General features: G+C 66.7%; 2 protein-coding genes. Both read right to left on the reverse strand.

The genetic code is table 11. The annotated features are described in order from the left end of the window. Positions 1–582 precede the first annotated feature (582 nt). Positions 583–1,878 carry an MFS transporter gene (locus tag MOV74_RS34920; protein WP_246931622.1) on the reverse strand — a complete coding sequence of 432 codons (1,296 nt, stop codon included), beginning with the start codon at positions 1,876–1,878 and terminating at the stop codon, positions 583–585. Between the two features lie 115 nt (positions 1,879–1,993). Beyond that, a partial coding sequence (locus MOV74_RS34925) for an acetyl-CoA C-acyltransferase (RefSeq protein ID WP_246931625.1) occupies positions 1,994–2,981 on the reverse strand: 988 nt, incomplete at its 5' end.

Genomic DNA, 2,981 nt, shown 5'->3' on the forward strand with positions numbered 1-2,981 from the left:
CGCGCTGAGCAAGCTGCAGGGCGGAAACCCCGTGAGCAGCGGCAGGCGCGATACGACACGGCGCTGACAGCGTCCTCGTTCGGCCGCGATGGCGAGCGCACGCCAGTCGTCGCGGACAGGAATGGGGATGTGCGCGGACGGCAAAATCGTGTGGTCCTGACGCCCGGGGTCTGTGCGTCAAGTGTTGCGGTGATTGCAGCGGCCCAACCGGGTACGCGCATCAGCCATCCGCAAGGCGACGGGGGCAATAGTGCATCGCTCCCCGGGGAGAGCACGACATAAGCCGTAAAACCATCCGCGCAGGGAAGGCCGGCCGTTCCGGCGTCACCTGTAGTCCACCCCGTGCGCGTCTTGTTAGCACACGGGACCGCGGGTGCCAGCCGGCGCCCGGCCTTCCCTGCGCCCTTTCTTAAGAAGGGAGCAACGAAGAGAGCAAAGCTCGGGCGAAATGAGCCGCGAGAACGCGAAGGTGTGTCTACGATGGAGATGCAAGCTGCAGAAGCGGCGCCGACGCTCTTTGCCCCGGCATTGCGAGCGGATTGGTGACGCCGCGGTGTTCGGCGTCACCACCACGATCAGGTACTAGGCCATCGTGGCTTGCGGCTTCGGCTCGGTTTGCCGCGACAGCGCCAGCACGATCAGCGAGGCGAACACGCAGAGCGCGCCGGCGATGAAGAATGCGGGCAAATAGCTCTGATAGATCGTCCGCGACAAACCGGCGCCGAAGGCGGCGGTGCCGGCGCCGAGCTGATGGCCGGCAAAGATCCAGCCGAACACCAGATTGGCGCGCTCGGGTCCGAACTTTTGCGCAGTGAGCCGCACCGTCGGCGGTACCGTCGCGATCCAGTCGAGCCCGTAGAACACCGCGAAGACGGAGAGGCCGTAGAACGTGAAATCGCTGAAGGGCAGGAAGAGCAGGGAGAGTCCGCGCAGGCCGTAGTACCAGAACAGCAAATAGCGATTGTCGTACCGGTCCGACAGCCAGCCCGATATGATGGTGCCGACGAAGTCGAACATGCCCATCGCAGCGAGCAGGCTTGCGGCCTGCAGCTGCGGGATGCCGAAATCGAGGCACATCGGGATCAGATGCACCTGCACGAGGCCAGCGGTGGATGCGCCGCAGACAAAGAACGTCGCAAACAGGATCCAGAACGTAGTCGACTTCGAAGCGTCGCGCAGCGTGCCGAGGGCAACGCCCGTGATCGAGCCGTGGCTGGCGGGCGGGGCGGGCAGGGGCTCGGTGCCTTCGTCGCCGAACGGGCGCAGGCCCAAATCGCTCGGACGGTCGCGCATCGCGAGCAGGATCGCCAGCGCCGAAACGCCAAGCGCGATGCAGACGAAGCCGAGCGCCAGCCGCCAGCCGTAACGTTCGGTGAGGCTTGCGAGCAGCGGCAGGAACACGAGCTGGCCGGTGGCGACACTCGCGGTCAGGATGCCGATAACGAGCCCGCGCCGCGCGGCGAACCAGCGCGTCGCGATGGTGGCGCCCAGCACCATCGCAGTCATGCCGGTGCCGATGCCGATCACGACGCCCCACAGCGCCACGAGTTGCCAGACCTGCGTCATGCCGAGCGAGAGCACCAGCGCGGAAACGACGACCAACTGCGCGGCCAGGGTGACGTTGCGCAGGCCATAGCGGTTGAGCAGGGCGGCCGCGAACGGCGCCATCAGCCCGAACAGGATGAAACGGATCGACAGCGCGGAGGAGATCTCCGCCGTGCTCCAGCCGAACTCCTTCTGCAGCGGAACGATGAACACGCCGGGCGCGCCGACCGTGCCGGCGCTGATCAGCGCAGCGAGGAAGGTCACCCCGACCATCACCCAGCCGTAATGGATGTTGCGGCGGGCCAATGCCGCCGCGAGCCAGTTCGAGATCATTGAGCCTCAATGGTGGTTGGCGAGCCCCGAAGAGACCCGCATGACAGTTGCAATCTCGCACAAAAAAGGGAAGTCTAAAATGTCGGACTTCCCTCTATTTCGGCCATGGCACGGGTTAGTGCGCGACCCGCTCCACCGCGATTGCCGTGGCTTCGCCGCCGCCGATGCAGAGCGACGCAACACCGCGCTTCAGGTTGTTCGCCTCCAGCGCATGCAGCAGCGTTACGATCAACCGCGCGCCGGTGGCCCCGATGGGATGTCCGAGCGCGCAGGCGCCGCCGTTGATGTTGAGCTTGTCGCGGGGAATGCCGAGGTCGCGCTGTGCCGCCATCGCCACCACGGCAAACGCCTCGTTGATCTCGAACAGGTCGACGTCACCCGCGCTCCAGCCGACCTTGTCGAGCAGCTTGCGGATCGCCGGGATCGGTGCCGTGGTGAACCATTGCGGCTCCTGGCTGTGGGTGGCGTGGCCCTTGATCTCGGCGATGACAGGCAGGCCATTGCGGTCGGCCAGCGAGCGCTTGGTCAGCACCAGCGCGGCGGCGCCGTCGGCGTTGGCGGAGGAGGCCGCCGGCGTGATGGTGCCGTTGGCGCGGAACGCGGCTTTCAGGCCCGGGATTTTGGCGGGGTCGACCTTCAGCGGATGCTCGTCATTGGCGATGATGCGGGGACCCGCTTTCTCGGTCAGCGTGATCGGCGCGATCTCGGCCTTGAACGCGCCGCCTTCGACCGCCTTGCGGGCGCGGCTGAGCGTTTCCATTGCATAGGCGTCCTGGTCCTTGCGGGTGAACTGGTAGGCCTCCGCGGTGGCCTCGCCGAAATCGCCCATGGAGCGGCCGGTCTCGTAGGCGTCCTCGAGGCCGTCCATCATCATGTGGTCGATGATGCGGTCGTGGCCGGCGCGATAGCCGCCGCGTGCCTTGGCCAGCAGATACGGCGCGTTGCTCATGCTCTCCATGCCGCCGGAGACGACGATCTCGGCCGAGCCGGCGCGGATGATGTCGTGCGCCAGCATGGTCGCCTTCAGGCCGGAGCCGCAGACCTTGATGACGGTGGTGGCGCCCGTGGCATCGGGCAGACCCGCCGCACGCGCGGCCTGGCGC

The organism is Bradyrhizobium sp. SHOUNA76, from assembly GCF_023006445.1.
Classification (GTDB): domain Bacteria; phylum Pseudomonadota; class Alphaproteobacteria; order Rhizobiales; family Xanthobacteraceae; genus Bradyrhizobium.

Excerpts from the sequence above, each read along its gene's own strand:
- MOV74_RS34920 (WP_246931622.1), bottom strand. The coding sequence starts at position 1,878 with ATGATCTCGAACTGGCTCGCGGCGGCATTGGCCCGCCGCAACATCCAT.